Raw genomic sequence first — 25,145 nt, forward strand, 5'->3', positions numbered from 1 at the left:
CCTTTATTTCTTTGTTTTTTCTTTTTTCTCCCGCCACCAGCCCAAGGTCTGTTTTCGTACAATGCCCCAGAAGAGCCATGCAGAGGTGAGCAGCAACGTGAGATTGGCGTACTCCCCCACGAGAATGGCACCCAGCCCCAATAGGCCACCCACCAGACACGCAGAGGCCACCAAGCCCCACCGCTCTGCCCGCTGAGGCCCCAGCAGAGGGCAGAGATAGTTATGGAGCACTCGGGCCCCATCCAGTGGAAAGATAGGCAGCAAATTAAACGCACCCAACCCGACACTCAACGCCGCCAGAACGGGGATACGCAGCCCCCACGCCACTCCGCTGAGCAAGGCGTTGGCCACCGGCCCGGCCAGCGCCACCACCGTATCCTCTCCATAAGATAAGGTTCTGGGATAGCACAGCACCATTTCCGCGCCCACCGCCGTGAGCTGCACCGTCTCCAGCTGTCCGCCGTACCACTTGGCCGCCAACCAATGCCCCACCTCATGGACCAAACAGGCCAGAAGTCCCCAGGGCAGCAGCCCGGTCCCCTCATCCAAATAGTACAACACCCCCAGCACCAGCCAGAAGCCCGGGCTCACCTTCCACTTGACCTCAGGATGGGTCCACATAGTAGGCAGGATCCAGGCGAATGTCATCTTTCTCTACAGTAAAATGGAGGTGGGGCCCGGTGGCCATTCCCGTCTCCCCTACCAGGGCCACCGTCTGGCCACACTTCACCTCATCTCCCTTTTGTATGAGCAGCTTGCTGCAATGGGCATAAAAGGTGGTGACCCCGTTGTCGTGGATGAGCTGGAAATACAGTCCGAAGTCATCACTCTGGCCAATGTACTCCACCACCCCGTCGGCAAAGGCCTTGATCTCGGTGCCCTCGTCGGCGGCAATGTCCAGGGCCAGATGGAACTCATGTTTCTGGGTAATGGGGTTGGTGCGATAGCCAAAGGTGGAGCTCACCGGCCCCATCACGGGACACACGGTCTGGGTCAGGCCCAGTTCGTAGTGCTCATAACTGACATTAGAGGGCAGCTCTACCCCGTCGGGGCTGTACTCCTGGGCCACTGCCGTCACCACCTCTGGGGTGGGCTGCGGCGTGGGCGCGGGCGTTGGCTCAGGGGTGGGGGCTGGCGTAGGGGCAGCTGTAGGTTCCGGTGTGGCCTGCACCTGCTGAGTCTCGGTGCTCTGAGCCACCCCCTGGGTGGATGGATAGGGCTGATCCACATTTTTTTGCTGGCCCAGCAGCGTCACCTGTTGAGGGGTGTCCACAGTCTCTTCCTGGGCGCTCTCCTCCCCCATCCATTGTGCCAGCCACTCCTGCCCGGACATGGTCCCCTGGACCCAGGCCGTAGCCTGCTGCACCAGCCCACCCACGTCCATGTCTGCCTCTAACAGCTGTCCCACCAGCTGGGCTTGACCGGGGAATACCCCTCGACCGATGAACACCAATAAAAACAGCACCCCGCTGACCACCAGCTGAATGCCCCAGCGGGTGGCTCCCCCCTGGGGCTTGGTCTGCTTTCCTGGCGCTCTCCGCTTGGGCGCTGTGCGCCGTCTCACCCCTGCATCCATACCCTTCCCCCTTGTCCAAATCGTCATACTGCACCCTATGCACGGGTAGGCTCCGGTATTCCCAGGATTTTTTGGATAAATTGTGAACTTTTCTTTTGAGCGTTGACAGCTGAAAATCAGACGAGTATAATCCCTTATGTTTCATAATTATGTAACCTAACCTTTTGGTTGGGCTTTGGATGGGAGGTACTGCTTTGCAAACAAAGGAACACCGCCGCGCCTTGGAGCTGCTGCGGGAGATGGATCGCCTGCGCCGGGCATGGAAGCTGGCAATCCCCAACACCGGCATCAACAAGTCGGAGTTCTTCACCTTATATACCCTTCGTCACCCGGAAGGCCACAACCGTCTGTCCTGTCCCTCGGGTGACCCCGCGCCCATGACCTTGTCCACTCTGGCCAAGACCATGAAGCAGAGCTTGCCGGCCGTGAGCCAGCGCATCACCAAACTGGAAGAGCTGGGCTATGTGTGCCGGGTGCCCGACGACCACGACCGCCGCACGGTGTGGATTCACCTCACCGAATCTGGGGCTGCTCTGCTCCACACCACTGGGGAGGAGATGTTGGGCAAGCTGGAGCACGTGCTCCAGCGGCTGGATGCCCAAGAAGGTGTGGATGCCCAACTGCTCACCCAGGCCTTCCGCAGTCTGGCCACAGCCGTGGAAGCGGAATTTTCCACGGACACATCCTTGTAATCAGGAGGGAATTGGATTTTATGCTGAAACTAAAACGATATCTAAAGCCCTATGTACGCCTGTTGCTGGTAGGCATTGTCCTGCTCTTCGGCCAGGCCATGTTGGAGCTGTCCCTGCCCAACTATATGAGCGACATCGTCAATGTGGGGTTGCAGCAAGGAGGCATTACCTCCTCTGCCCCTCAGGTCATCTCCAAAGACACCTTGACCATGCTGGAGATGTTCATGTCCTCCGAGGATCAGGCTCTGGTGGAGCAAGCCTATGTGCCTTTGGCGGACCACCCCCAGTCCGAGAGCCTGTCCCAAACCTTCCCCGAGGCCACTGGCGAGGATTGGGCCCTCAGTACCCAGGACGAGACCGACGTGGACGGAGCCTTTGGACGGGCCAGCTATGCCTTAACCTGGCTGATGACCCAATCCGATGGAGTTCAGGGCTCTGAACAGGACTTCCAGGCCCTGGGCCAGCTGCTCAGCCAGCCCCAGGGTCAACAGCTGGTGGCTCAGGCCATTGACATTGCCGCCCAAACCCCCGACACCATGCTGGAGCAGACCGGCGTGATGCTGGTCAAGCAGCTCTATCAGCAGCTGGGCGCGGATACCGATGCCATCCAGACCCGCTACATCCTCACCACAGGCGCCCGCATGGCGGTGCTGGCTGTATTGCTCACCGCCTGTGCCATTGCCGCCGGCTACTGCATGGCCCGGATGGGTGCAGGTGTGGCCCGGGACCTGCGCCGGGATGTGTTCACCAAAGTGACCTACTTCAACAACGATGAGATGGATCAGTTCTCCGGGGCCAGTCTCATCACCCGATGCACCAACGACATCACCCAGGTGCAAAACTTCCTGAGTATGGGCTTCCGCCTGCTGTGCTTCGCCCCCATCATGGGCATTGGCGGCCTGATCATGGGCCTGTCCACCTGTCTCAATCTGGCCTGGGTTCTGGCCCTGGCCCTGATTGTCATGCTGGGCCTGCTGATGATCCTCTTTGCCGTGGCCATGCCCCGGTTTAAGAAGATGCAATCCCTGGTGGACCGGCTCAACCTGGTCAGCCGGGAGGAAATCGGGGGTCTGATGGTGGTACGCGCCTTCTCCAACCAGTCCTTCATGCAGAACCGGTTTGAAAAGGCCAACAGAGACCTGACCTCCAACACCCTGTTTGTCAACCGTGCCATGGCCACCATGCTCCCCGCCATGACCCTGGTGATGAACGGCCTGTCCCTGCTCATCGTGTGGTTCGGCGGCAAGGAGATCGCCGCCAGCAACCTGCAGGTGGGCGATATGATGGCCTTCATTCAGTATGCCATGCACGTGATCATGAGCTTTCTCTTCATCAGCATGATGTTCATCATGGTGCCCCGCGCCTCGGTGTCCGCGGAGCGTATCCAGGAAGTGCTGGAGACGGAAAACCAGGTTCAGGACCCGGAGCACCCCGTCCATCTGGCCCAGCCCGTGCAGGGCGTGGTGGAGTTCCACGACGTGTCCTTCCGCTACCCTGGCGCCGATGCCGACGTACTGGAACATGTGAGCTTTGTGGCCCGTCCCGGACAGACCACCGCTTTCATTGGCTCCACCGGTTCGGGCAAGTCCACCCTCATCAACCTCATCCCCCGCTTCCACGACGTGTCTGAGGGCAGCATCACCTTGGATGGGGTAGACATCCGCACCCTGCCCCAGAAAGAGCTGCGAGATGCCATTGGCTACGTGCCTCAGAAGGGCATCTTGCTCCGGGGCACGGTGGAGAGCAACCTGAAATACGGAAACCCCGATGCCTCCCAGGAGCTGGTGGACCAGAGCGCTCAAATCGCCCAGGCCACCGAGTTTATCTCCCACCTGGAACAGGGTATGCAGACCCCCATCAGCCAGGGCGGTACCAACGTCTCCGGCGGCCAGCGGCAGCGACTGTCCATTGCCCGGGCACTGGCCAAGCAGGCTCCAGTGTATATCTTTGATGACACCTTCTCCGCGCTGGACTTTAAAACCGACGCGCAGCTGCGCGCGGCCTTGAAGGAATACACCACCCAGGCCACCGTGCTCATCGTGGCTCAGCGCGTGTCCACCATTCTGGACGCTGACCAGATTCTGGTGCTGGATCAGGGCAAAGTGGTGGGTCAGGGCACCCACAAGGAACTGATGAAGAGCTGCCCCACCTATCAGGAAATTGCCCACAGTCAGCTTTCAAAGGAGGAATTGTAATCATGGCAGGACCCATGCGACACGGCCCTATGGGCCACGGCCCCGCTGGTATGCACGGCGGGGACAAGGCAGCGGATTTCTCCGGCACCATGAAGAAATTGCTCAAATATATGAACCGCTACCTCCCCGTTCTCATCCTCTCCCTGGTGTGCGCAGTAGCCGGCACCGCCTTCTCCATTCTCGGCCCTAAAATTCTGGGTAACGCCACCACCAAGCTCTTTGAGGGCCTGATGGCCATGATTGCCGGTACCGGTGGCATCGACTTCGACGCTCTGGCCCAGATTCTTCTCTTCTTGGGCGGCCTGTACCTGTTCAGCGCTCTGCTGACCTATGTACAGGGCTGGCTCATGGCAGGCATCGCCACCAAAGTCAGCTACACCATGCGCACCGATATCAGCCGGAAGATCGACCGTCTGCCCATGTCCTACTTTGACAAGGTCTCCCACGGCGAGGTGCTCAGCCGTATCACCAACGACGTGGATTCCGTCACCCAGACCTTAAACCAGAGCCTGTCCCAGGTGGTCACTCAGGTGACCCTGCTGCTGGGTGTACTCATTATGATGCTCTCCATCAGTCCCTGGATGACCCTCATTGCCCTTTGCATCCTGCCCGTGTGTCTGTTCATCGTCATGAACGTCATCCGCCGCAGTCAGAAGTTCTTCCGCAGCCAGCAGGAATATCTGGGCCACGTCAACGGCCATGTGGAGGAGATGTTCGGCGCTCACGTGGTGGTTACCGCCTTCAACGGTCAAGAAGACTCCATCCGCACCTTCCACGAGATGAACGACAAGCTGTACCACAGCGCTTGGAAGAGCCAGTTCCTCAGCGGCATGATGATGCCTTTGATGAACTTTGCCAGCAACTTGGGTTATGTGGCCATCTGTGTGCTGGGCGGATTTTTGGCCCTGAACCAGGCCATCACTGTGGGTGATATCCAGGCCTTCATCCAGTATGTGCGCCAGTTCACCCAGCCCATCAACCAGCTGGCCAACATCTCCAACCAGCTCCAGCTCACCGCTGCCGCCGCCGAGCGGGTGTTTCTCTTCCTGGATGAGCCGGAGGAGAGTCCCGACCCTTCCCCCGCTGTGGACCCCGAGTCCGTCGACGGCTCGGTGCAGTTTGCCCACGTGAACTTTGGCTATGTCCCCGATAAGACCATCATCCACGATTTCTCCGCCACCATCCAGCCCGGTACCAAGGTGGCCATCGTAGGCCCCACCGGCGCAGGCAAGACCACCATCGTCAAGCTGCTGATGCGGTTTTACGATGTGAACGAGGGTGCTGTGCTGCTCAGTGGCTATGATGTGCGCCAGTTTGCCCGAGGCGAGATGCGCGATGCCTTTGGCATGGTGCTCCAGGACACCTGGCTGTACAACGACACCATCCGGGAGAACATCCGCTTCGGCCGTCTGACTGCCACCGACGAGGAAGTGCTCCAGGCCGCCAAAGCGGCTCAGGTGGACCACTTTGTGCGCACCCTCCCCCACGGCTACGACACCGTGCTCAACGAGGACGCCAGCAACATCAGCCAGGGCCAGAAACAGCTGCTCACCATTGCCCGCACCATTCTCTCTGACCCCAAGATCCTCATTCTGGACGAGGCCACTTCCAGCGTGGATACCCGCACGGAAGTTGCCATCCAGCAGGCCATGGATCACCTCACCCAGGGTCGCACCAGCTTCATCATCGCCCACCGTCTGTCCACCATCCGCAACGCCGACGTCATTCTGGTGATGAAGGACGGCGACATTGTGGAGACAGGCACCCACCAGCAACTGCTGGATCAAAAGGGCTTCTACGCCAATTTGCACAACAGCCAGTTTGCCACCACGGCATAAGTAAAATGGGGATGCAGGTTTTGTGCCTGCATCCCCTGACTTTTAAGTGAAGAGTGAATAGGGAAAAAGAAAACCGGCCAAGGGCCGGCGGCGCTTTTGCGCCGTCCAAGTGTTTTCGCCCCAGGCGAAAACCTTGGCGCAGGCGGAATTCACTTCCGCCGAGCATTGAAATGAGCCTATGGCTCCCAAAACAAAAGCACCTGCTTTCGCAGGTGCTTTTGTTTTGGAGCGGGTGAGGGGAATCGAACCCCCGTGTTCAGCTTGGGAAGCTGACATTCTACCATTGAACTACACCCGCATATTCTTTTTTACCGGTGAAAGTGATTATAATACACCCCACAGGAAAAATCAAGAGTTTTTTCTCCCCACCCTTCTTCCCTCTTCCCCATATTTCCCCCAGTCCCTCAAGACTTTATATAAACTTTACAATTCCACCCCTTTACTTTTCCGGACTACCTTGGTACAATACACAACAGAAACCAAGAAAAGAGGTGTGAACCCGTGAGAGACTTTTCCCGCATGCCCGATGTGGATGATATGATTTTCAATGACGATCAAACCGTTCCCAGCCAGCGCTGATTGGCCCGAACGTTTTCTTTCACATCTATAGAACTCACCCCAGGACCCCTGGAGTGAGTTTTTGTCGTTTTTTCCACACTCCAGAGAAAGAGGTTATTTATGATGTATTCCTTCTCCCAGCTGGCCTGGTTCTTCCTGATCTACTCGTTTTTGGGTTGGTGCGCCAGCGTGGCAGTCTGCGCCGTCAAAAAGCATTCTTTCGTCAATCCAGGCTTTTTAAATCTGCCCCTGAGCCCCATCTACGGCGTGGGTGCCGTCCTGGTCACCGTGGTCTTTCCCGAACTGGTCGACCAGCCCTTCTTCTTCATTTTAGGTTCCTGTGCCCTTTTCGCTGTGTTGGCTGTCACCACTGGTGTGGGGCTAGAGCGGCTGCTGCGCCGGAGATGGTGGGACTTCTCTCACCACCGCTTCCACTTCCACGGCTATGTCTCCCTGTCCATGCTGTTGGTGCTGGGCGTAGCCGCCTGGCTGGGTATGCGCTTTCTCAACCCGCTGCTGGCTCTGGTTCTGGGCGACCTGCCTGAGCTTCTCTCTCGCATTCTTCTGCTGGTACTCTATTCCCTGGTGGGGCTTGATCTAGCCCTCTCGCTGGGCATCACCGTGGAGATGGGCGTCCGCCTGCGCCGTCTCTCCCGCCTGTCCCAGGACTTTCAGGAGCTCTCCTCCCTGTTCGGACACGCCATCACCCAGCGCATCCAGGCCCGTATGCTCCACGCCTACCCCAATCTGGAACAGCCCTCTTCTGCCAAGCCTGTTGCCAAACCGGAGGTCTTTGCTCAAGGCTGTTCTCCCACCAAGCTCATTTGGCTGTTTGTCATTGCCGCCCTGCTGGGCGATATCATCGAAACTCTGTTCTGCCGGGCCACCATGGGAATTTGGATGAGTCGCAGCAGTCTTATCTACGGCCCCTTCAGCATTGTATGGGGCCTGGGGGCTGTGATGTTCACCGCCTTGCTCTACCGCTACCGGGACAAGAGCGATCGGTACTTATTCTTTGCCGGCACCATTTTGGGTGGCGCCTACGAATACTTTTGTAGCGTATTCACCGAACTGGTCTTTGGTACCGTGTTCTGGGACTACAGCCACATTCCCTTCAACCTGGCCGGACGTATCAACTTGCTGTACTGTTTCTTCTGGGGCATTGCTGCCGTGGGTTGGATGAAGCTGCTCTATCCCCACCTGTCCCGGCTCATTGAGCGCATTCCCATGAAGGCCGGCAAGCCCCTGACGGTGGTTCTGGTGGTGTTCATGGTGGCGAACATTCTTATTTCCGCTCTGGCTCTGGGGCGCTATCAACAGCGGCACACCGTCCCGGATAGCCCAACCAACGTCGTGAGCGAATTTTTAGACCTCCACTACCCGGATGAACGGATCGAACTGGTTTATCCCAACATGAAACAGGTGGCTGACTAAAACAAAAACGTCCGATGCAACTAGAGGCATCGGACGTTTTTCAATCTCAAGCGAATACATAAATCAAACCCCCGGACGCTTACGCATCCGGGGGTATATGACATCCAAACAGCATAGATTTCCAGTAGAACATGGCCCCACACGGTGGGGCGGCGCTTATGCGCCGTACAAGCGTTTTCGCCTATGGCGAAAACCTTGGCGCAGGCGGAATTGACTTCCGCCGAGCATTAAAATGAACCTGTGGTTACCAAAATAAAAGCACCTGCTTTCGCAGGTGCTTTTATTTTGGTACGGCTGGAGGGATTCGAACCCCCGACCTTTTGGTTCGTAGCCAAACACTCTATCCAGCTGAGCTACAGCCGCGTGTCGTTTCCTGGCGACTTGATTATAATAGCACAGCACTTAGAAGAATGCAAGAGTTTTTTCGCTTTTTTCAAAAATTTTTTCAACGGGTCTATTTACTCCTCCGAGATCATATAACTGAGGGTCAGGAGGCTATCGGCAAAGTGTACGTTCTCCACCTTCACATCAGGCATCTCCTGCTCCGGCAGCTCCACATTGGTGAAGTTCCAGATGCCGTCCACTCCCAGCTTGCTCAAACGGCGAGCGGTATCCACAGCCACCGAACCAGGGACGGTGAGCACCGCCACACTGACCCGGTGCTCCCGCACAAAGGTGTCCAGCCCGTCGATGTGGTACACGGGGACACCACCCAGCTTGGTGTCCACCAGCTGCGGGTCCACATCAAAGGCCGCCACCAGACGGAAGCCGTTGGCACGGAAGGGGAAATTCTCAATGAGGGCACGCCCCAGGTTACCAGCACCCAGAATCAGCACGGTGTGTCCTTTGTTCATACCCAGGATTTCCGCCACCTCGCCCCGCAGGCGCTCCACATTATAACCATATCCCTGCTGGCCGAACCCGCCAAAGCAGGACAGATCCTGGCGAATCTGAGAGGCAGTCAGTCCCATGGATTGGGCCAACGCCCCCGAGGAAATACGAATGGTTCCAGCCCGGTACAAATCATCCAGATGACGGTAGTACCGCGGCAAACGGCGAATTACCGCCGAAGAAATTTTATCTTTTTTCATAGCAACCCTCACACTTTGTCAAAATCTGACCAGCGATCGTTTCGTCAATCTTTTACCATATGCATAGTATTCTATCTCATTGTCATAAGTTTGTCAATTTCCTTATGGCATTTCTTGCAACATTTCTCATTCTCAAGGAGGTATTCCACATGGCTCAAACCGGTTCTCTCATTGTGCGGGTCTTTGCATCCCGCGCGCAGCTTCCCATACAGGGAGCCACGGTGCTGGTTGCCCAGCGAGATGATCAAGGACGGTATCAACTCTTGTCCGCTCTGATTACCGACGAGAGTGGCTTGGCAGGCCCCGTTTCTCTACCTGCCCCGGATGTGGCTCTCAGCCAGAACCCCGGTAGCCCTCTGCCCTTCTCCTCCTACTCCCTGGTGGTGGAGCACCCAGGCTATCAGGTGGCGATCTTCCAGGATCTGCAAATCTTCTCTGGGGTGGAGACCACCCAAAGCGTCCCCCTCATGCCCCTGTCCATTCCCGAATCGGATTCTCCCAGACAGCAGATCACCCAAGTTACCCCACAACCACTGTAAGGAGGCCGCTATGTCTGTATCCGTCATTCCATACATTCCCGAATTCATCACCGTGCACCTGGGCCAACCCAGTCAGCAGGCTGAAAATGTCACCGTCACCTTTCCCGACTACATCAAAAATGTGGCCTCCAGCGAGGTCTATCCCACCTGGAAGGAAGAAGCACTCAAAGCCAACATTCTGGCTCAAATCTCCTTTGCCCTCAACCGGGTGTACACGGAGTTCTACCCCAGCCGCGGCTATGACTTCGACATCACCAGCGAGACCCAAAACGACCAGAAGTTCATCAAGGGCCGGAGCACCTTTGAAAACATCGACCGACTGGTGGACGACATGTTCACCACCTACATCCGCCGGGTAGGCTTTGTGGAACCTCTGGCTGCTAAATTCTGCAACGGCACCACCTCTACCTGCGATGGGCTTTCCCAGTGGGGCAGCGAGGCGCTGGCCCAAGAGGGCGAGGACTATATGTCCATTTTGCGCCGCTACTATGGCAATGACATCGAGCTGGTCAACGACGCCCCCATTCGGGACGTCCCCAACTCCTACCCGGGTTATCCGCTGCGGCAGGGCACCACCGGGGAGGACGTGGTGGTGCTCCAAGCCATGCTCAACCGCATCGGCCAGAACTACCCCGCCATTCCCCGCTTAACCCAGGTGGATGGTATCTTCGGTCCCAAAACCGAGGAGGCGGTTCGGGTATTTCAATCCGTGTTTGGCCTCAGCGTGGACGGCATTGTGGGGCGGGCTACCTGGTATAAGCTGGTGTTCCTCTATGTGGCGGTAACCAAACTCTCCGAGCTGGTCAGCGAAGGACAGAGCTTCACCCAAGTGCAAGGCCCCTCCGGCATTCAAGTGCTGCGCCAAGGAGACCGAGGCCCGGCGGTTTCCGCCCTGCAATTCTTCCTCTCCCTCATTGGGCAGTATTCCTTCACTCTGCCCATGCTGGACATCGACGGCATTTTCGGCCCTAAAACCCGCCAGGCCGTAGAACAGGCCCAAAAAAACTTTGGCCTGCCGGTGACGGGCGTGGTGAACAATGCCACCTGGCTGAACATTTACGACGAGTACAAGGGGATTGCCACCACCTCCCTGGCCGATGCCAACCTTCCCCTCTCCCCCTCGGAGATTGAAAATCAGTTCCAAGCCGGGCAATTCCCCGGCTACTCTCTCACCTACGGCACCAACGATTAAGGAGGTAAGCGCAGATGGAATTGAACCTGACCGGCGCCCCGGTGCGTGACGTGCAACATATGCTCAACGTGATCTCCCTGACCCATCCAGCCCTTCCCCGGCTGGTGGAGGACGGGGTATTCGGGGAGCGCACCTTGGAGGCAGTGATGATTTTCCAGCGGGACTTCGGCCTGCCCGTCACGGGTGAAGTAGACTACGCCACCTGGTTGGCCCTGCGGGTACAGGCCGACCTCATCGCCCTGCGGGACGGTGCCCCTACTCCTCTGCAAATCATCTCCCCTCAGTTTGTCCCCACCCCCACTGGTTCCCCGGAGTGGGCTTTTGTACGCACCATTTTTTCCGCCCTCTCCTCCACCTTAAATAATTTTCAGCAAGATCCGGCTGCCGACACGGAGAATTTGAAGCTATTACAAGAACTGGCTCAGCTACCTGTCACGGGCACGTTGGACCGCCCCACCTGGAGTATTTTGGTGCGGCTCTACCACGCCCTGGTGGTGCGGAAGGCGCTGTCATCCCCTGCGTAATCCAACAGGTTTTCCTTGTAAGCGTCCGCCTTTTTCGGTATAATATAAGAGCAGTCCTGTGGACTGCTCCATCCCAAGAAAGGCAGGAACCAAACCATGGCCCGTTTTGGATTTATACACAGCAAATTGGATATCAAATTGCTCATCCTCTATATTCTGACCCGTGTGGCCGCCCCCATCGACTTTGCCACTCTCACGGATCTGGTGATGTGCGACGATGGGGTGGACTACTTCGTCTTTGCTGAAGCGGTTTCCGAGCTGCTGGACAGCGGACATCTGGTGCGAGAGGGCGACTTCTATGCCCCCACCGACAAAGGCCGCCGCAACTGCGCCGACGGTGAAAGCAGCCTCTCCCCCGTCATCCGCCAGCGTTGCGACCAGCGTCTGGCCCCCTTCAACGCCGCCCTCAAGCGGAAAGCCCAGGTGCGCAGCCAAGTAGACCCGTCCCCGGACGGAACCTTCTACACGGTGCGCCTGATGCTGGACGACGACCGAGACAATCTGTTCACCCTCTCTCTGCTCACCGCAACCCGGGAAGAGGGAGAGGATATTGCGCAGCGGTTCACCCAACACCCGGACCGCATCTACAATGGAGTTCTGGGGGTGCTGCTCACCGACCCGGATCAGAGAGGTGAAACTACTTGACCATTTTGGGATATCCCATCCAAGCCCTGGTGCTTTACTTCATCTTCTATTCCTTTTTGGGGTGGCTCATGGAGACTTGTTATTGTTCCATTCTCCAGCGCCGCCTGGTGGACCGCGGCTTTCTCTATGGCCCGGTGTGCCCCATTTATGGAGCCGGTGTGACCCTGATGATTCTCTTCTTCACCCCCTTAAAAAGCCACCTGCTCCTGTTCTATGTCACCGCCGTGGTGGTGATGACTTCCTGGGAGTACTTTGTGGCATGGGTGCTGGAGACCACCACCCACGTGCGCTACTGGGATTACTCCAACTACCGCTTCAACATCAAAGGTCGTGTGTGTCTGTGGGTCGCTCTGGTGTGGGGCGTGTTGTCCTATGTGGTGATTTTCTGGATTCACCCCCCGGTGGAGCGACTCTATGAGTCCATGGCCCCTTGGCTGGTAAACACCCTGTGTATCACATTGCTGATTCTACTGCTGGTGGACGCCGCGCTCACCATCCGGCATCTGGCCCTGGTGTCTCAGCTGGTTGTCAAACTGGCTGCTGCCCGGGACGAAGCCCAGGTGCAGTTCTCTCTGGGCAAGGCCGAGCTGGGCCAAATGCTGGAGTCCCAGTCCGCTTCCCTGCGTAGCAGTTACAGCCAGCAAATCGCCCGTTTGGAGCGTTACTCCCGCTCCTTCCGGCGCAAATATTCCAACATGCACCTCACCAGCCGGTATGCCAGCTTGTCCGAGGACTTGAAGGCCACTGCCGCTGCCGCCCGCAAGGAACTGATGAAAAAACGGGAAGCCCGAAAAAAGAAGTAAAAAAGATAGCCGCTGCTTGCGCAGCGGCTATCTTTTTTCTTATTCAAAGATCAGGGTTCCGAAATCCCCACGCCGGTGGTAGTCCGGCTTGTCGCATTCCAGCGGGGACCAGGCCAGATAGTGGGGGTGATCCGTCTCATCTCCACACTTGTAGAAGTTGGCGTGGCACTCTCCCTCCCAGGCAAAGCCGGGGAAGTAGCGGCCCACAAACTCTGCCGGAATGGAGAACTGAATGCCCCAGGCATCCTCGCTCTGCCAGCTCTGGGGGCAGAACAGCTCCTCCATCTTTTTCACGATCTGGCGCACTCGTGTGGGGCGAGCGCCGCCAAAGCCCAGATTCAGAGCCTTGAGGGGATTCCACTCAAAGTTGAAATACCGGGGGTCCTCCGCCACAGGGGCAAAGAAAAACTCCAGGCAGCTGTCGTTGCACACCTGGTCCAACGTTCCGGTAAGGGTGGCCCGGATATGGGTCTCCTCTGCGCCCAGGCGCACATACAGCTTCTCTCCGTCATGGCACAGCTGCGCCCAGGCCTTTACCCCTGCCGGCTCCAGCCAGCCAGTCTCCTTCAGGTCCACACGGAGAATATCATCCCAATGCTGGCCGTCACCACGGCACACACGATAGGTCTCTTTCATTGTTCGGTTCAACTCCCATTTCGGTATTCATTCGTCGAAAGCACCTTGCGCCTCCATGTAGTAGCAGATAATATCCACAAATTCACCGGTAGTGGGCTTGACCCGGATGGGAAATCCGGCCATCTCCCGCAACCGTTCCTGATCCCCTTTGTTCCACTGTTGGTCTCGAATCAGGCGTAGATTTCGTTCCACCGTAGAGGGAGTAGCTTGGTCAAAGTGGGCGGCCACCTCCGGGTAAAGCCCCTTGGTAATACGCCGCAGCAATTCCGGGTTGCGGTGCGCCAATTCCACCGCACACACCAGTTGACGCATGGACAGGGAATCCCCAAGCAGACCCATGGAGCGCAAAATTTCCCGAATGGCCCGTTGCTGATTCAATGTCATCCCACCTTCCAATTCTCTTTTTGCTCACTCCCATTTTACTATATTCTGGTGGAAAACAAAAGAAATTTCATTCTGATATTTCGACGTGATTCGACACACCCCTTTGTTTGACCAAAGCCACAATACGAGATGTTCCCAGCCGCGTGGCACCCAGCTCCAAAAACGCAGCTCCATCCTCCAGGGAAGCGATGCCTCCAGCCGCCTTTACCTGCACTTTATCTCCCACATGGGCACGCAGTAAGGCCACATCTTCTGGCGTAGCGCCCCCGTCGGCAAAACCTGTGGAGGTTTTGATGAAGTCCGCTCCGCTCTCTGTCACCAGCTCACACAACTTCACCTTCTCCTCCTGGGTCAGCTGGCAGGTCTCCACGATCACTTTGAGCACCTTGTCCCCACACGCCGCCTTGACCGCCTGGATTTCCTCCAGAATATCCTGCCAGCGGCCATCCTTCACCCAACCCAGATTCACCACCATGTCGATCTCACAGGCACCGTTTGCAATGGCATCCCGGGTTTCAAACACTTTCACAGCAGTGGTAGAGTAGCCGTTGGGAAATCCAATTACGGTACACACCGGGAGCTTATCCCCCAGGTACTTGGCTGCCTGCTCCACATGGCTGGGCGGAATACACACCGAGGCGCAGCCATAGGCCATCCCGTCGACGCACAGTTGGCGAATTTCTTCCCAAGTGGCGGTGGTGCGCAACAGGGTGTGGTCCACACAGGCCAATATGCGCGTTTCATCCATCTCTCTCACCTCCCTTATCGTTTTCTTTCCCCTCCATCATACCCTGCTGCCTGCCCCATTGCAAGAGGATTTCCCCCTGCACTTAACCATTAGTTGATTTTACTCAAGATTTCCTCCATTGCACTCAACCACTGTTTTCCATATAATACAACCACGAAGCGAATGGAGGAATCTTTATGAACCAACCTTTGAGCGCCACCATCACACGCCTGCGCAAAGAGCGAGGGTTGACCCAAGAGCAGCTGGGCCAGCTGGTGGGTGTATCCGCCCAGGCAGTGAGCAAATGGGAAAAGGGCGGAGCCCCGGACGTGGAACTACTCCCTGTGCTGGCAGACCGTCTGGGGGTGAGCATCGACACCCTGTTTGGCCGGGCAGACCCGTCCACTGCCGACATGAACACTCAATTTCAACATTGGCTATTGTCCACGCCTGTCAAACAGCGTTTCTCTGCCCTATTTGAACTGCTGGCAGTATCTTCGCCCTACCTGGGTAGCAACTTGATGGGCTCCGGCATCATCCCGTCCATTTCGGTGCAGTCCACATGCTATATTGACGAAATCATTCCTGACTCTCCTTCTCCCACCCCCACCTGGCTCCGTGCTTATGTCACCACAGAGGAAGGCTTGGCTCTCGGGGTGCTGGCCGAGGACTTCCCCCTCTTTTTTCTCATGCCAGAGCCTGTAAAAGGCTACCAGAGCAACCTTCCAGATCCAGAACGATGCCGGAAACTATTTGCCGCCTTGGCCCTCCCCGGCGCTTTGGAAATTCTCCTGTATCTCCACGGGCGAGAGGGAAGCTTCTACCACCCCTCTGCCATTGCCAAGCACACTAAACTGCCCTTGGATGATGTACTGGCAGCCCTCCCCAAAATGGCAGACTGCGAACTGCTGAAGAAGAGGGATTTGGAACTGGAGGACGGCCCCACCCAGGTCTACACCCTTCACAACAATTTTTCCTTCATTCCCTTCCTGTTCTTGGCCCGATGGGTCATGCAGCCAGAGGATGCCTATGTATTCGCCTGTGATACCCGTGATCGCCCCATTCTCACCCCGCCCCCAGAGAAAAAGGAGAACCAATCATGAAACAACAACCAGACTACAGCCTCTACACCCGGGCCATCTTCCGGGGCAACCGCCTGTCCTTTGCCGTGGCCCTGACCCTCATCAGCCTGGGTACCCTTTGGAATCTCATTGTCTCCTATCTGCTGGGACACATTCTGGATATCATGACCACCGGGAATTTGAAGCAGCTAGCCCACACCACCCTGTTCTGCTTGGGGTTATCCGCTGTGATCTTTCTCTCCCAGTTGGCCATGTACCGGGCCAAGAGCCGATTTATCCACCGGGGACTGGCCCAGTACAAAGATTTGGCTTTCTCCCGCTTGTCCCAAAAGAGTATCCGTGCCTTTGCCCTGGAGAACACCGGGCGGTATCTCTCCGCCCTCACCAACGACACCAACTCCATCGAGGAGAACTACCTCAATCGTTCCTTTCTTCTCATTTCCGATGTACTGCTGTTCTTGGGCTCTCTGGGCATGATGCTCTGGTACAGCTGGAAGCTGGCCCTGGCCGCCATCCTGTTGAGCCTGATCCCCATCGCTGTCACTCTGGCCACAGGCGGAAAGCTGGCAACCCGAGAAAAGAATGTCAGCCAGCAAAACGAGGGCTATGTGGCCATGCTCAAAGACCTCCTCAGCGGCTTTTCCGTCATCAAATGCTTCAAGGCGGAGGCGCAGGTAATCTCCCGCTTTACCCAGGCCAACACCCAACTGGAACACGTCAAGGAAGGGCGCCGGTGGTTTGACTGTCTCATCACAGCTGCCGCCACCTGTCTGGGCTTCCTGGTCCAGTTCGGCATCTTTCTCTTTGGTGCCTATCTGGCCATCCGGGAGGAAATCACCCCTGGCACCGTGCTCATCATGGTCAACCTGTGCGGCTTGCTCCTCCAGCCTATCCAGACCGTACCCCAGTACTGGGCCAGCCGCAAGGCAGCCCTGGCCCTCATGGACAAGCTGATCCAGCTTACCGCCCAGAATCAACAGGAGAGCGGCGTGACCATCCCTGCTACTCTGAGCCAGGCCATCATCCTGGACCACGTTTCCTTTGGCTATGAGCCGGACAAGCCGGTGCTGCGGGATGTCACCGCACAATTCCAGGCTGGGAAAACCTACGCCATTGTGGGCGGCTCCGGCTCCGGCAAGTCCACCCTTCTTCACCTGCTCATGGGGGCCAGCGGGGCATACACCGGATCCATTGCCGTGGATGGCACGGAACTACGGGAGGTGGATGCCAACAGCCTCTATGACCTGATGAGCCTCATCGGCCAGGATGTGTTTCTCTTTGACGACACCATCCGCAACAACCTGACCATGTTCCGCTCCTTTCCCCCTTCCCAGGTGGAGCAGGCGGTGAAGCGGTCCGGTCTGTCCCAGCTGCTGCAAGAGCGGGGCGAGGACTACCGCTGTGGGGAAAACGGTGTAAACCTGTCCGGCGGCGAAGGACAGCGCATCTCCATTGCCCGGTGCCTGCTGCGCGGCACCCCAGTGCTGCTGCTGGACGAGGCCACGGCCGCGTTGGATAACGCCACCGCCGCCGCCGTCACCCAATCCATCCTGGACCTGGAGGGCACCACCCGCATCGTGGTCACCCACCGGCTGGAGGCCCATCTCATGGCACAGTACGAGGAAATTTTCGTGCTGCGGGACGGATACATTCAGGAACAGGGCAGCTTTGCCCAACTGATGGACCAGAAAGGGTATTTCTACTCCCTGTTCACCCTGGCACAGCCTACATAACAAAAAGAACCCGGCTAGACCGGGTTCTTTTTTATTTCTCCAGGATTCTGGCCACCCAGGTGCGGTGGACCACCATGGCGCTTTTGGGGCAAAACTCCTGGCAACAGAAGCAGCGGATGCAGTTCTTCCGCTCAATGACTGCTTTCCCCTTCTCGATGCGAATGGTCTTGGCCGGGCAGATATCCCGGCACACCCCACAGCCCACGCAGTCCCGCCGAATCACCTTGGGCTTCTGGCTGAACACCTTGGCCATAAAAGCACCCCGCAGACGGCTGGACAGCTTCTTTCCATCTCCTTCAAAGAGGTGGCCGTTGCCCGTCTCAATACGCTGGAAATCAGGCACCACAAAGTCCTGGACGTTACCATGGATGTCCAGTTCTTCGATGGTCTGGGGAATCAGTCCCCGCTCCAGAGCTGCCTCCAGGGTGGGCACCTCTGCCCGCTCCAGGCCCAACAACTTGGCGCACACCAAATCCACTTTGTGGGGACTCTCTGAGGCCGCCAGAAGGCCCACATGCCGTGGGGTACCTCCAGTGGGGCCATTGCCCTCCATGCACGTCACGCCGTCCACAATGGTGAGCCTAGGCTTGAAATACTCGTCCAGGTCCACGATCATCCGGGCAAAGTCCCGGGGGTCCGGGTAGCGGAAATGATACTCCGGCTTCATAGCCCCGGGAATGGCTCCAAACATGTTCTTGGCCCCGCAGGTCATGGCCATCATCCCGTGGGTTTTCAGCTTACAGAAATTGATGATGGCATCCGCCTGGTCCAAATAGGAGGTGTAGGTGAACTTGCGGCACACCTTCCCTTCTGGGTATTCTGCCGGACTGTGTCCAAAGTCCCGGTTCAAGCGGCCTCCCGCCTGCTCCACCTGCTCCATGCCTGTGGCCTGGTATACCTTGCCCACAAAGGCGGCGTTGTACAGCCCGCCGGGGCTGTCTCCCACCACCACGTCAGCCCCCCGCTGGGTGAGCATGCGCACCAGCGCGCACAACAGGGACGGGTGGGTGGTGGCCGCTCGCTCCGGCTTGAGGAAGGTCACCAGGTTGGCCTTGATGACAATGCGCATCCCCGGCTTTACCCAGTCCAGCCCTCCCAAGGGCTCCAATACCCGCTCCAGAGCGCTTTCTACCTCCGAAGTGGAATAGTCCACGCAAGAAGTCAACACCACATCCGACATTTCCTTTTCCTCCTTTGAATAAAAAATCCCCCGGCCGAAGCCGGGGGATGCATGAGTTCAAACAGGGAGATTAGACCTCCTCGGTCTCCTCAGTCTCCTCCACGTCGCCCTCTTCCAGCAGAGCACGGATGGACAGAGACACCTTCTTGTTCTCCTCGTCGATGGCGATGATCTTGGCGTCCACCATCTGGCCCTCAGCCAGCTCGTCACCGGGCTTCTCCACGCGGTGATCGGCAATCTGAGAGATGTGGATCAGGCCATCCACGCCGGGAACGATCTCAGCGAAGGCACCGAAGGTCATCAGCTTCACCACACGCACGTTGGCCACATCGCCCACGGAGTACTTGCTGGTGAACACAGTCCAGGGCTCCTGGCTGTGATCCTTCATGCCCAGAGAGATTTTCTTCTTCTCGGGGTCGAAGGAGATGACGTACACCTCAACCTGGTCGCCCACGGAGACAACCTCAGCGGGGTTCTTGATGCGGGACCAGGACAGCTCGGAGACGTGCACCATGCCGTCCACACCGCCGATGTCCACGAAGGCGCCGTAAGAGGTCAGGCTCTTAACGGTACCGGTGTAGTGCTTGCCCACCTCGATGTTGTTCCAGATCTCAGCGGCAGCAGCAGCACGAGCCTCGGCAGCCACAGCGCGGATGGAACCCACCACGCGGCGGCGAGCACGGTTAACCTCGGTGATGCGCAGCTGCACGCGGGTCTTCACCATGCCGGACAGATCGGCACCGCGGGGCTGGCCGGACTGAGAAGCGGGGATGAACACGCGGATGCCCTTGACCTTAGCCACCAGGCCGCCCTTGTTCTCCTCGGTGATGACGCCTTCCAGAACTTCCTTGCTCTCCACAGCGTTCTCAATGGTCTCCCAGTTCTTGGCAGCATCCAGACGCTTCTTGGACAGCTTCACCATGCAGTCGCGGTCGCTGACCAGCATGACGTAGGTCTCGATCTCCTCGCCAACCTTGGCGATGTCCTCCACCTTCACGTCGGGATCGTCGCTCAGCTCGGACACGGGGATGTAACCGGGATACTTGATGCCCAGCTCCACCTGCACCTCGGTGGGTGTGATGGCAACGACAGTACCAGTGACCTTATCCCCCGTATTCAAAGTTTTGAACGATTCCTCCAGCATCTCAGCAAAGGACTGTTCAATCTCCATAATTTCGTCGCTCATTTTGTTGTAGACCTCCTTTATTATCCACTCCGGCGTGGATGCACCGGCAGTGATTCCAAGCGTCCGGACAGAGCAAAAGTCCTCCGGGGACAGGTCGTCTCCCAACTCCACCTGCACCACGTTGGCACAGGACTCCCGGCAAATCTGGGTCAAACGCCGAGTATTGGAGCTTTTGGGGTCTCCAATGACGATCATACCGTCGCACCTGCCGGCCAGTTGAGCCGCCTCAGTTTGACGCTTAGACGTAGCACCACATATTGTATCAAAGTATTCCGCATTTGTACACACTTTTTTTGCGTTTTCAACGGAATTTTCCCAATTTGCACGAATCGCCGTGGTTTGAGACACAAAGGTCAGGGGTCGAGTACACAAATCAGGATGATTTTGGAAGATTTTTTTCAGTTCATCCCAGTCTGAGGCAACCACTGCATGGTCAGCACAACCGGCGATGCCGATGATCTCGGGATGGTCCTTATCTCCCACGATCACAGGCACGCGACCCTGGGCAGCTGCCTGACGGACGATGTCGTGGATGCGGGTGACGTTGGGACAGGTAGCATCCACCACCCGGCACCCCTTCTCCTCCAGGCTGGCATACACCGCATCCGGCTCCCCGTGGGCTCGGATGAGCACGGTGGCTCCCTGAGGGATTTCTTCCAGGCTGTGTACCGTAATGGCCCCCATCTGCTCCAGCTTGGCAATCACATGGTCGTTGTGGGTGATCTCCCCCAACAGATAAATGGTCTCACTTTGAGCCAGCTTCTCCGCCAGCTCCACGGCCCGACGCACACCGTAACAGAATCCGGCAGACTTGGCCAACAGCACTTCTCTCATTGGACACCTCCTAATTGGTGAATACGCTTCATCAGATCATCGGCAATGCGCTGATAATCCTCAGGGCTGGCCTTTCTCCCCTCATAGATGGCCTTGTAGGGCTTACCGAACACCACTCGGGTTTTGCGAAACAGCTTCTTTTTAGGGGAAATGTAGATGGGCAGCAGCATGGTGTCGGTACGGGTGGCAAACATGGCCGCCCCGGTGTGGGCCGCTGCGCTCTCCCCTTCCTTCACCCGCGTGCCCTCCGGGAACAGCAGCAGCTTCTCCCCATTGCGCAGCACCCGCATGGCCTCCTTGATGGCGGCCACGTCAGCCTTTCCCCGCTTAATGCCGATGATCCCCGCCTTCTTCAGCAGGAATCCCAGCACGGGAATCTTCATCAGTTCTTCCTTGGCTATGACCCTGGTCTGGCATTTCCAGCCCAGAGCACACACCACATACACCGGATCACCCAAGGTAGTGTGATTGCCGCACATCACCACCGCCCCTTCGGGCACGTTTTCCCGTCCCTCCGCTTTCCAGGGGTGGAAAATCCGCATAAAAATCCAAACCAGGGGATACAGCACCGCATACAGTCGGTTCATCATGCTTCCTCCTCTTGTCCCAGAGCCTTGGCAATGGTTTCTCGCAGCACCTTTCGGCTCTCCTCCAGATCTTTCCCCGTGGTGTCCACCACTTGGGCATCCTCTGCCTTTTTCAGGGGAGCAATGGGCCGCTCCATGTCCTGCCGATCTCGCTCCACCACGTCAGCCAAAATCTGCTCCAAATCTGCCTGTTGCCCCCGCTCCAACAGTTCCAAATAGCGGCGCTGGGCCCGCGCCTTGGGATCAGCGGTGAGAAAAATCTTCACATCCGCCTGGGGCAGCACCACAGTGCCGATGTCACGTCCGTCCATGATGACGTTGTGGTTTTCCGCCAAGTGGCGCTGCTTTTCCAGCAGGAAAGCCCGCACCGGAGGCAGAGCGGCCACCTGGGAGGCATACCGGGACATGATATGCTCCCGAATGGCCTTAGAGACGTCCTCCCCGTCCAGATACATCCGCTGGGTTCCGTCCTTGCCGTAGCCCATGGTGATATCCACCTGGCCCAGTACCTGCTCCACCGCCACAGGGTCGGTGGGGTCTGCGCCACGGCGGTATACCGCCAGCCCCACCGTGCGGTAAATGGCCCCTGTGTCCACGTAGAGGTATCCCATCTCCTGGGCCAACGCCCGGGCCATGGTAGATTTTCCCGCCCCAGAGGGGCCGTCTATAGCAATGCTATGGTAGTGATTCATACTGCTGCGCCGTCCTTTTTCTCTTGTTGTTCTGCCGCCGCCTCACCGGCAACCCAGCCGGTGGCCCAGGCGATTTGTAGGTTGAATCCGCCCGTATAGGCATCCACATTCAGCACTTCCCCGGCAAAGGACAGCCCTTCCACCTTTTTGGAAGCCATAGTTTTGGGGTCCACTTCTCCCACTTTCACCCCGCCAGCAGTGACAATGGCCTCCTCCACAGGGCGAGGCCCGGAGATGTCCACAGTGAAGTTCTTCATGGTCTCCAACAGGCTGCGCCGCTGCTCTTTCCGCAGGTCGTGGGCCTTGGTATCCAGAGAAATCCCTGCCCGTCGGACCACCACGGGAATCATAGACTGGGGCAACAGACCGCCCAGGGCATTACCCATGTTTTGGTTGGCCCGCTCGGTCAGGTCCCGCACTAACCGGGTGTCCAGCTTGCCCTCATCCAAGGCAGGTTTCAGGTCGATGTGCACGGTGTAGTGGTCCCGTTCAAAATTCATGTGGGCGGAGGCGGAGAGCACCAGCGGGCCAGAAAGACCAAAATGGGTGAAGAGCAGCTCCCCCATCTCCTGGTACACCACTTTCCCCTTTTTGTTTTTCACCCGCATCACCACATTGCGCAGGGCCAGCCCCTGCATCTGCCCGCAGCAGGGATCGGGAGACTCCAGAGGCACCAGAGAACCCCGGGGCATCACCACCTGGTGTCCCACCTGCTGGGCCAGTTGGTAGCCATCTCCCGTGGAGCCGGTACGGGGGTAAGAGGCTCCACCGGTGGCCACGATCACCCAGGAGGCGGGGATGCCCTGGGGCTGCTGGCGGGTAGTGACACCCACCACTCGGTGATCCTCCACCTGAAGCCCAGTGACCCGGTCCCGTCGCAGTTCCACCCCCAGGCGGCGCAGCTCGAAAAACAGAGCGTCAATGATGTCGGCGGCTTTATCGGAAACGGGAAACACCCGGTTTCCCCGCTCCACCTTCAGTTTCACGCCCAGGTCCTCAAAAAAGGCCATGGCCTCCTGAGAGCCAAAGCGGGATAAGGCACTATACAAAAACTTCCCGTTGCGGGGAATGGCGGCCATCAGCGCTTCCAGACCACAGTGGTTGGTGACGTTGCAGCGGCCCTTTCCGGTGATGTACAGCTTGCGCCCCACCTTCTCGTTGGGCTCCACCAGCACCACCTGCGCCCCTCGGCGGGCGGCAGAAATGGCGGCCATCATGCCAGCTGCTCCCGCGCCCACCACCACAACGGGGGGCATGTGTTCTCTCATCGGGGTGTGTTCCACGTCTCTCATCCCTTCCCGTCGTACTCCACCTTCTCGTACACCTGGTACTCATCCCAGATGTGCTCCAAGTGCTCAAAGGTGGCGGTGACTTCCGCCGCCTTCTTACGCCCTACGGCCACAATCAACGCGTTGATGATGGACAGAGGCGCCACCAGTGAGTCCACAAAAGAGGCCATGTCGCTCTTGGCCAGCAGCCGCAGATTGGCCGTGTCGTAGAGGGGGGACATGGAGCTGTCGGTGAGGGCCACCACCGTGGCCCCTTGGTCCCGGGCAAACTCCATGGCCCGCACCGTGCGGGTGGAGTAGCGGGGGAAGCTGATGCCAATGACCACGTCCCCCTGGCCCACCCGGAGCATCTGTTCAAACATCTCACTGGCCAGGGTGGTTTTCACCTGGCGAATGTTGTCAAACATCAGGTTAAAATAGAAGGTGAGAAAATCGGATAGCGCCGCCGAAGACCGCACCCCCAAGATGTATATGTTGCGCGCCCGGACAATGGCATCCACCACCGCAGAAAATTCCTCCCGGCTCATCTCCTCCAAGGTGGTACGAATCTTCTCCATATCCGACTGCACTACCTTCTCCAGCAAATCGTGGTCCCTCAACCGGTCGTTGGACACCTCAATGCGCTGCACGGTGGTGAGCTTGCTGCGAATCATCTCCTGCAAAGCCCGCTGCATGGAAGGATAGCCGTCAAAGCCCAATTCTGCGGCAAACCGCACCACAGTGGACTCGCTGATGCACACCGTCTGGCCCAGTTTGGCGGCTGTCATGAAGGCCGCTTTGTCGTAGTTTTCCAAGATATACCGTCCAATCAGTTTCTGTCCCTTGGAAAAAGAGCTCATATTGCTCTGAATTAACGTCAAAATATCCCGACTCACAGCCTCATCCTCCTCTTGGTTCTCTGCCCAAGAAAATCGGCGGACCCCAAGGCCGCCGACTTCTTTTGTGCTTTTTCTCATGTATCATACTCGTTCTATGGGTAAAATGCAAGAGGTTTTGCAAGTTTCTTCCCGTCACTTGCAAATTTCCTGCATCAATTCCTGCACCTCGCCGGGGGTCAGAACCCGCCAAACTCCAGGCTTCAAGTTGCCCAGATGCAGCTCTCCCTCTCGCACCCGCACCAGACGCTTCACCGTCAGACCGGCCGCGGCGCACATCCGCCGCACCTGCCGGTTCTTCCCCTGGTGGATGACGATTTTCAAATTCTGGCCTCCCAGAGGCTCCACCTCATCCGCCACCATGTCTTCCCCGTCCACCACCATGGGCCGGGACAGGGTGGGCAGCGCCGCTGCCACGTCCCCGGTGACCCGCACGTGGTATTCCTTTTGAATCTCATGGGAGGGGTGGGTAAGGCCATGGGTCAGCGCTCCATCGTCGGTGAGCAGCAGTAGGCCCTCCGAGTCCATATCCAGCCGGCCCACCGGCCACACCCGCACGCCGCAGTCTGCCACCAGCTGGGCCACTGTCTTGCGTCCCTTCTCATCGGAGAGGGTGGTGACATAGCCCCGGGGCTTGTGGAGCATGAGATATGTATGGCGGCGGGGTTGGCAAACCGCCACCCCGTCCACCTCAATGCGATCCCGCTGGGGGTCTGCCTTCTCCCCCAGGGCGGCTACCCGGCCATTGACCTGCACCCGGCCCTGACTCAGGTACTCCTCCGCCTTGCGCCGGGAGCACACACCAGCCCCGGAGAGTATTTTTTGGATCCGTTCCTCCACACACACCTTCTCC

The 25,145-nt window shown here is 57.8% G+C and carries 24 protein-coding genes and 2 tRNA genes; 11 read left to right on the forward strand and 15 right to left on the reverse strand.

Annotated features, from left to right (window positions below; all coding sequences use genetic code 11):
• Positions 1 to 3: 3 nt before the first annotated feature.
• Both B5G37_RS05100 and B5G37_RS05105 read right to left on the reverse strand, forming a co-directional pair.
• The gene (locus B5G37_RS05100) at positions 4 to 621 is read right to left on the reverse strand and encodes a site-2 protease family protein (protein WP_087254901.1); all 618 of its coding nucleotides are present in this window, start codon (positions 619 to 621) and stop codon (positions 4 to 6) included.
• Positions 605 to 1,576, reverse strand: a complete 972-nt coding sequence (locus B5G37_RS05105; protein WP_143482872.1) for a M23 family metallopeptidase — start codon at positions 1,574 to 1,576, stop codon at positions 605 to 607. The genes B5G37_RS05100 and B5G37_RS05105 overlap by 17 nt, the downstream gene beginning before the upstream one ends.
• Before the next feature lie 194 nt (positions 1,577 to 1,770).
• Between B5G37_RS05105 and B5G37_RS05110 the strand changes: the two genes are divergently transcribed.
• From B5G37_RS05110 to B5G37_RS05120, 3 genes are read left to right on the forward strand one after another with little or no spacing between them, the layout of a single operon-like run.
• On the forward strand, positions 1,771 to 2,268 hold the full coding sequence (locus B5G37_RS05110) for a MarR family transcriptional regulator (RefSeq protein ID WP_158099352.1): 498 nt from the start codon (positions 1,771 to 1,773) through the stop codon (positions 2,266 to 2,268).
• Between the two features lie 20 nt (positions 2,269 to 2,288).
• Positions 2,289 to 4,463: an ABC transporter ATP-binding protein gene (locus B5G37_RS05115; protein WP_087254910.1), complete on the forward strand. Its 2,175-nt coding sequence runs from the start codon at positions 2,289 to 2,291 to the stop codon at positions 4,461 to 4,463.
• Positions 4,464 to 4,465: 2 nt separating this feature from the next.
• A complete protein-coding gene (locus tag B5G37_RS05120) occupies positions 4,466 to 6,301 on the forward strand; it encodes an ABC transporter ATP-binding protein (RefSeq protein WP_087254915.1) in 1,836 nt (611 codons plus the stop codon).
• Between the two features lie 224 nt (positions 6,302 to 6,525).
• On the opposite strand, the gene B5G37_RS05125 is transcribed toward B5G37_RS05120, so the two are convergent.
• A tRNA-Gly gene (locus tag B5G37_RS05125) sits at positions 6,526 to 6,599 on the reverse strand.
• A 380-nt stretch (positions 6,600 to 6,979) separates the two neighbouring features.
• Between B5G37_RS05125 and B5G37_RS05130 the strand changes: the two genes are divergently transcribed.
• Complete coding sequence (locus tag B5G37_RS05130; protein WP_087254918.1) at positions 6,980 to 8,293, forward strand: putative ABC transporter permease; 1,314 nt, start codon at positions 6,980 to 6,982, stop codon at positions 8,291 to 8,293.
• 286 nt (positions 8,294 to 8,579) lie between these two features.
• Here B5G37_RS05130 and B5G37_RS05135 read toward each other — a convergent pair.
• Both B5G37_RS05135 and B5G37_RS05140 read right to left on the reverse strand, forming a co-directional pair.
• Positions 8,580 to 8,656, reverse strand: a tRNA-Arg gene (locus B5G37_RS05135).
• 95 nt (positions 8,657 to 8,751) lie between these two features.
• Positions 8,752 to 9,384: a redox-sensing transcriptional repressor Rex gene (locus B5G37_RS05140; RefSeq protein WP_087254920.1), complete on the reverse strand. Its 633-nt coding sequence runs from the start codon at positions 9,382 to 9,384 to the stop codon at positions 8,752 to 8,754.
• Between the two features lie 149 nt (positions 9,385 to 9,533).
• Between B5G37_RS05140 and B5G37_RS05145 the strand changes: the two genes are divergently transcribed.
• The 5 genes from B5G37_RS05145 to B5G37_RS05165 all read left to right on the forward strand — a co-directional run bounded on the left by B5G37_RS05145 (position 9,534) and on the right by B5G37_RS05165 (position 13,087).
• Positions 9,534 to 9,923: a hypothetical protein gene (locus tag B5G37_RS05145; RefSeq protein ID WP_087254923.1), complete on the forward strand. Its 390-nt coding sequence runs from the start codon at positions 9,534 to 9,536 to the stop codon at positions 9,921 to 9,923.
• A 10-nt stretch (positions 9,924 to 9,933) separates the two neighbouring features.
• Positions 9,934 to 11,115 (forward strand): peptidoglycan-binding protein, encoded by a 1,182-nt coding sequence (locus B5G37_RS05150; protein WP_087254926.1) that lies wholly within the window; start codon positions 9,934 to 9,936, stop codon positions 11,113 to 11,115.
• A gap of 14 nt (positions 11,116 to 11,129) precedes the next feature.
• The gene (locus B5G37_RS05155; protein ID WP_087254929.1) at positions 11,130 to 11,639 is read left to right on the forward strand and encodes a peptidoglycan-binding protein; all 510 of its coding nucleotides are present in this window, start codon (positions 11,130 to 11,132) and stop codon (positions 11,637 to 11,639) included.
• A gap of 96 nt (positions 11,640 to 11,735) precedes the next feature.
• Positions 11,736 to 12,284: a DUF4364 family protein gene (locus B5G37_RS05160; RefSeq protein WP_087254932.1), complete on the forward strand. Its 549-nt coding sequence runs from the start codon at positions 11,736 to 11,738 to the stop codon at positions 12,282 to 12,284.
• Positions 12,281 to 13,087, forward strand: coding sequence for a putative ABC transporter permease (locus B5G37_RS05165; RefSeq protein ID WP_087254935.1), 807 nt, complete (start codon positions 12,281 to 12,283; stop codon positions 13,085 to 13,087). Before B5G37_RS05160 ends, B5G37_RS05165 begins: the two co-directional genes overlap by 4 nt.
• Positions 13,088 to 13,126: 39 nt before the next feature.
• Here B5G37_RS05165 and B5G37_RS05170 read toward each other — a convergent pair whose 3' ends face one another.
• The 3 genes from B5G37_RS05170 to deoC all read right to left on the reverse strand — a co-directional run bounded on the left by B5G37_RS05170 (position 13,127) and on the right by deoC (position 14,855).
• Complete coding sequence (locus B5G37_RS05170; protein ID WP_087254938.1) at positions 13,127 to 13,723, reverse strand: carbohydrate-binding family 9-like protein; 597 nt, start codon at positions 13,721 to 13,723, stop codon at positions 13,127 to 13,129.
• 27 nt (positions 13,724 to 13,750) lie between these two features.
• A complete protein-coding gene (locus B5G37_RS05175) occupies positions 13,751 to 14,101 on the reverse strand; it encodes a sporulation initiation factor Spo0A C-terminal domain-containing protein (protein ID WP_204217861.1) in 351 nt (116 codons plus the stop codon).
• A 73-nt stretch (positions 14,102 to 14,174) separates the two neighbouring features.
• Complete coding sequence (gene deoC / locus B5G37_RS05180; protein ID WP_087254944.1) at positions 14,175 to 14,855, reverse strand: deoxyribose-phosphate aldolase; 681 nt, start codon at positions 14,853 to 14,855, stop codon at positions 14,175 to 14,177.
• Between the two features lie 176 nt (positions 14,856 to 15,031).
• Here deoC and B5G37_RS05185 point away from each other — a divergent pair, with 176 nt between their 5' ends.
• Both B5G37_RS05185 and B5G37_RS05190 read left to right on the forward strand, forming a co-directional pair.
• A complete protein-coding gene (locus tag B5G37_RS05185; protein WP_087254946.1) occupies positions 15,032 to 15,937 on the forward strand; it encodes a helix-turn-helix domain-containing protein in 906 nt (301 codons plus the stop codon).
• The gene (locus B5G37_RS05190) at positions 15,934 to 17,649 is read left to right on the forward strand and encodes an ABC transporter ATP-binding protein (RefSeq protein WP_087254950.1); all 1,716 of its coding nucleotides are present in this window, start codon (positions 15,934 to 15,936) and stop codon (positions 17,647 to 17,649) included. The genes B5G37_RS05185 and B5G37_RS05190 overlap by 4 nt, the downstream gene beginning before the upstream one ends.
• A gap of 31 nt (positions 17,650 to 17,680) precedes the next feature.
• Here the strand turns inward: B5G37_RS05190 and B5G37_RS05195 are convergent, their stop codons facing one another.
• The 7 genes from B5G37_RS05195 to B5G37_RS05225 form a co-directional block, all read right to left on the reverse strand.
• A complete protein-coding gene (locus tag B5G37_RS05195; RefSeq protein WP_087254953.1) occupies positions 17,681 to 18,829 on the reverse strand; it encodes a DUF362 domain-containing protein in 1,149 nt (382 codons plus the stop codon).
• Between the two features lie 70 nt (positions 18,830 to 18,899).
• Positions 18,900 to 20,849 carry a bifunctional 4-hydroxy-3-methylbut-2-enyl diphosphate reductase/30S ribosomal protein S1 gene (locus tag B5G37_RS05200; RefSeq protein WP_087254959.1) on the reverse strand — a complete coding sequence of 650 codons (1,950 nt, stop codon included), beginning with the start codon at positions 20,847 to 20,849 and terminating at the stop codon, positions 18,900 to 18,902.
• Positions 20,846 to 21,436: a lysophospholipid acyltransferase family protein gene (locus tag B5G37_RS05205; RefSeq protein ID WP_242962763.1), complete on the reverse strand. Its 591-nt coding sequence runs from the start codon at positions 21,434 to 21,436 to the stop codon at positions 20,846 to 20,848. The genes B5G37_RS05200 and B5G37_RS05205 overlap by 4 nt, the downstream gene beginning before the upstream one ends.
• Positions 21,436 to 22,128: a (d)CMP kinase gene (cmk, locus tag B5G37_RS05210; protein WP_087254964.1), complete on the reverse strand. Its 693-nt coding sequence runs from the start codon at positions 22,126 to 22,128 to the stop codon at positions 21,436 to 21,438. Before cmk ends, B5G37_RS05205 begins: the two co-directional genes overlap by 1 nt.
• A complete protein-coding gene (locus B5G37_RS05215; protein ID WP_242962764.1) occupies positions 22,125 to 23,396 on the reverse strand; it encodes an NAD(P)/FAD-dependent oxidoreductase in 1,272 nt (423 codons plus the stop codon). Before B5G37_RS05215 ends, cmk begins: the two co-directional genes overlap by 4 nt.
• Positions 23,397 to 23,416: 20 nt before the next feature.
• On the reverse strand, positions 23,417 to 24,292 hold the full coding sequence (locus B5G37_RS05220) for a MurR/RpiR family transcriptional regulator (protein WP_275532972.1): 876 nt from the start codon (positions 24,290 to 24,292) through the stop codon (positions 23,417 to 23,419).
• Positions 24,293 to 24,427: 135 nt separating this feature from the next.
• Complete coding sequence (locus B5G37_RS05225) at positions 24,428 to 25,132, reverse strand: pseudouridine synthase (protein WP_087254972.1); 705 nt, start codon at positions 25,130 to 25,132, stop codon at positions 24,428 to 24,430.
• Positions 25,133 to 25,145: the final 13 nt, after the last annotated feature.

It is taken from the genome of Pseudoflavonifractor sp. An85 (genome assembly GCF_002161235.1).
Classification (GTDB): Bacteria; Bacillota; Clostridia; order Oscillospirales; family Oscillospiraceae; genus Enterenecus.